The sequence below is a fragment of the Planomicrobium sp. MB-3u-38 genome, from assembly GCF_002836425.1.
In the GTDB taxonomy this organism is placed as follows: Bacteria; Bacillota; Bacilli; order Bacillales_A; family Planococcaceae; genus Planococcus; species Planococcus okeanokoites.
The window spans coordinates 1-4,060 of record NZ_PJBO01000053.1; the positions used below are offsets into that span (position 1 = coordinate 1).

At 33.5% G+C, this 4,060-nt stretch carries 4 protein-coding genes; 1 reads left to right on the forward strand and 3 read right to left on the reverse strand.

The genetic code is table 11. The annotated features are described in order from the left end of the window. Positions 1 to 158: 158 nt before the first annotated feature. From CXF70_RS10300 to CXF70_RS10310, 3 genes are all read right to left on the reverse strand, one after another. Positions 159 to 1,337 (reverse strand): helix-turn-helix domain-containing protein, encoded by a 1,179-nt coding sequence (locus tag CXF70_RS10300; RefSeq protein WP_101802589.1) that lies wholly within the window; start codon positions 1,335 to 1,337, stop codon positions 159 to 161. 36 nt (positions 1,338 to 1,373) lie between these two features. After that, on the reverse strand, positions 1,374 to 2,147 hold the full coding sequence (locus tag CXF70_RS10305; RefSeq protein ID WP_101802590.1) for a DUF5986 family protein: 774 nt from the start codon (positions 2,145 to 2,147) through the stop codon (positions 1,374 to 1,376). Positions 2,148 to 2,405: 258 nt separating this feature from the next. Continuing rightward, positions 2,406 to 3,005, reverse strand: coding sequence for a PBECR4 domain-containing protein (locus tag CXF70_RS10310; RefSeq protein ID WP_101802591.1), 600 nt, complete (start codon positions 3,003 to 3,005; stop codon positions 2,406 to 2,408). Positions 3,006 to 3,879: 874 nt separating this feature from the next. Between CXF70_RS10310 and CXF70_RS18455 the strand changes: the two genes are divergently transcribed. Continuing rightward, a partial coding sequence (locus CXF70_RS18455) for a hypothetical protein (protein ID WP_233208607.1) occupies positions 3,880 to 4,060 on the forward strand: 181 nt, incomplete at its 3' end.

Here is a 4,060-nt window from a genome sequence, read left to right on the forward strand (position 1 = left end):
AGCACAATACCGAAGTCATCTAATCGCAGCCTAGCTGCAGGGTACCTTTTTTATAAACTGTCCATTAAATGGGGCGCAGTTCAGCCATAGCATCTTCTTTTTGTTTATTTATGGACTCACAAGACTATCTAATTTCCTAAATTATAAATAATAATATTTTATAGTCCCGCATTTTTTAATTTCAAATCAAGCGCCACTAAACTACCTTCTTTAACAGGTTTTAAAGTTCCTGGATCTAATCCTATGACATGTTCCAATTCACTTGCTTCCATAGATAAATGATAATCCTTTGATAAAGAGCTTGATATTTGAGCTCCTGATAAAACATTATGCTCAATTAATAATTGTATAGCTTGTTTTAATGCTGATGGTTCTTCTACAGGTAACTTATCATCTAATGGTTCGGTTTTACGCCAATTATTAAAGCTTATCTTCCTTTGAAGTTGTTGATATTGAGGTAGTGTAATGACTCCTAATTTATAAGCCCTCATTGTCATAGCAGAAATTGAAACTTTCCACTTTCTTTTCAAATGAATATAATTATTTAAATCGGTAGGATGGGCTAATATATCATCTACAAACGCTTGTGCAGGCAAGAGAAATGCTCCTGCAAATTCATGTGCTTCCACTTCCATTTTCTTATACTGTTCTTTCGTTAGTTCATCTGAATCTATAATCAAATCATGCAACAAGAAATGGGCTAATTCATGTGCCGCATTAAATCTTCTACGCACCGAGACTCTACTATCATCGCTTAAACTAATTACGTAGCTATCAAACTGCTTTTTTCTAATAAGAGTGGTTTGTTTTCTGCCAAAGGCATCAATTCCTGTGTTTTTAAAAGAAAATGCATTAATAATAAAACCTTTACTCTCCAATAGCTCTACCATGTTTGGAATAGGATTTTCTCCCATCTCCCAATACTCTCTCAAGTAAGTTGCAGCCTGTTCAGGAGAATGAAATCCTTCGCTTTCAATCTCACTAAAAGGTAAATTAATATCTGGAAATTCAACATACTCGTCTAGCAACGTTCTCATTATACTGACAATTTTTAAGGGATACTGTTGCCTTTCTTGCTCTCTTTTACTAATAGAAAGGAGTGAACGAAAGAAAGTATTTCCGACTTTCAACTGCACAAGATCTTGTTCATAAAAAAACTGTTTGGGAAAGTTTAAAATCATCATTAATTTTGCAACAGTTTCAAAATTAGGATTAGCTAATCCATTTTCATATTTAGATATCATTTGCTTTGTCAAATTCAACTTTTCAGATAGCTGAGTAATAGTCATGCCGCGATAAATTCTTGCTTCCTTTAGACGTTCTCCATTAAAATTCATTAAATTCTACCTCCAATTTAGCTGGAGAATTTCAAACTAATCCTCATCAGAATTACTAGATTTATATTTTTTTCTTAACTTAATTATATTATTCTTTTTACTAAGAGAAGCTACATTGGCAGGTGGTGTAGGTGGTGTAGGCTGTTTAAGTGTGATAAGATTTCCAGTATTTCCAACAGATTCGTCAAGATACGGCAAGTTAATAAATTCTGACCAATCTTCTTCAGCTAATTTCAGCATTTCTTGGCTATATTTAGTACACGTGACTTTCGCTATAGTATTATGTTGAATCTTAAAGCCTACTACCACGTGCTGTTTGACTTCTTTAAAGCGGTTACCTACTAATTCTATTTGGAGTTTCAAGGTTTTCCTAGCCCATTCTTCATCTTCAGACAATGGCAATAGTTCCTCTTGAAAATTCATAGGGTAGCCTGAAGGCATTTTACCCATACTTGGATTAAAGTTTGAAAAAGCGTGGATATAATGAGGTTGCTTTGTTTTTCCATAATCCATTGCTTTTTTATCGAGGTTGTTTTCGTTCATTAGAGAAACGAGTGTACCACTAATAGGTTCAAATAAAGTAACAAAATCCCAGTTGCTTCTTTTATTTAAAAAAGCAATAACATCTTCTACTTCACCATTTAAACAACTAGTATTTAACTTATCCCATTTGTAAAAGTGAACACCATTTGCAGAAAGAAAACTATTGTTTCTTAAGTAATCGTTCTTTAAGTCTGAATGCACTTCCACCAGTAATTCAACCATTGACTTCTTAAAGTTCAAAGACAAACCAGAAGGATTAATATCCACGATTTCACCAACTCTCATTTTTTCTAATTATACTACATTTTTTAATAATTTGTCTAACAAAACTAATAATTTTTATAAATATTCTATCGACGAGGTGAATTTCGAAATTTTTCAATGTAGATATTCCTAAGCGCCTTCCAGCCATAAATCATACTTTGAATTGGATAAAAGAAAAAAGCTGCCTAAGTTTGAATTAGGAAGCCTTCGATTGAATCTGCTGCTATGTAGATGTGATTAATTATCTGCAGCACTTCAAGATTATAATTCGGTTACATTTACACCTGTTACTTTTATTAAATAGTGATTTTCTTTCATGACACTAGATTCTTTCCTATGCGTCGTTATGCTGGTAGGTCGGAATATATTTTCTTTTTCTGTTTCTCTCAATTCCACAGCAAAAATGAGCTTACCCTTGGGCTTTTGGAATATCAAGTCAACCTGTCTTCTAACAAAAACGCTGCCTGGAACATTAGGGTTAACTAGTTTTACTATACATTCACATTCATGAAATAAATTATATAAATAAGGAGTAAATTCTAATCTCTCTCTATTTTCATCCCATGCACCTTCATCGGCAGATTTAAGAAATTCTAAATCCCACTCACCACTCAACATTTTTTCGAACTGGGCTGTAGCATTTCTAGTCGATAGGTTGTTCCAATGTTGTAGCCCCATTAAATGTGGTAACTGAGATCCACCAGCTTCGATAATAAAGCTGGGGATTTTTTTATGGTTAGTTGTATACTCAAATTTTTTAGATGCAACATGTTCCTCAAAAAACTGCATAAAGAGACGCAAATCCATGGGATTTTCTTTAGTGAATCCATCAAAATTTCCGGCCCATTCCTCTGTATACATATAAGCTCCCCTAACGAAAAAGGACTCCGACATGGTTATGTCAGAGCCCTGTACTTTAAAGATAATGTAGGATGTCCCATCTAAGCCTCAGGGAAAGGCAGCCGTGATAGTCTTTTTCATTCTCCAACTTGGTAATCGATACTTTCGGGAGAAATGCCGTCACGTCAGAGCAGACTTCCTACTACTAGCCCGCTGTGGTGCAATTACTTAATTCTTTATCTAACCTCAATTTACTATATATAGTTGGTAAAAGCAATGAAATGCTACGATATTTCGAGTATTTCCCCATTTTTTGTTGATATTAGTCGCTAATACCATGTAAAAGAGGATATACGATATATTCCCCTTTTTAATGGCTCTAATCCTAAAATTTTAGTTAGCTATAATCGTCCGAAAGATTGGTTTTCCATAAGTAAAGGAATCATGTTCTTTCAATATAGCGCAGAAAGTTAAAGCCTCCTCGATAGCAATCTGCAATTTTATTCCGGTTTCTTAGATATACTCATCTTCATGCAACAAGATAACTTATTCGGATAAATCTACTGGTCTTATGACGCTTAAAGAAGCAAAAGTAACAGATTAAAGTATGCCAATCATGAGTGATCATTGGTTATCCTTCTATATGCAGGATAATGACACATGTTGAGTGAGTAAGCCTTTGTGCTTAAGTACAGACAATCCTCTGATTTCTGTACTTAAGTGGTCTATTTATAGAAAGAAAGTACAAATGGTGCTGTTGATATTTTAGCTTGCTGACATATGGGTTCAAAAAATTACGTTATTGCAAAAGGTTAATCTTCAACAAATAAACAAATTATGAGGAGGGAATTTCATCAAAAAGATATATGTAATTAGTTCTTTGATAATTTTTGCTTTGGCAAGTACATTGATTCTCTTATACAAAAAATATTTTGGGCTAACAAGTGATGCTTATGAAAGTGCATTAAATAGTTTTATAGTCAGTTTAGTAGTTCTTGTTGTGACTGTTATAGTTATTAACCTCTTGTTTAGTCACCATCATGATAAACTTAATAAAGCAAAAGAAAAAAAGGATT

Bases quoted from the DNA above. Each gene is read 5' to 3' on its own strand.
- CXF70_RS10300 (WP_101802589.1), bottom strand. From the start codon at position 1,337: ATGAATTTTAATGGAGAACGTCTAAAGGAAGCAAGAATTTATCGCGGC.
- CXF70_RS10310 (WP_101802591.1), bottom strand. From the start codon at position 3,005: ATGTATACAGAGGAATGGGCCGGAAATTTTGATGGATTCACTAAAGAA.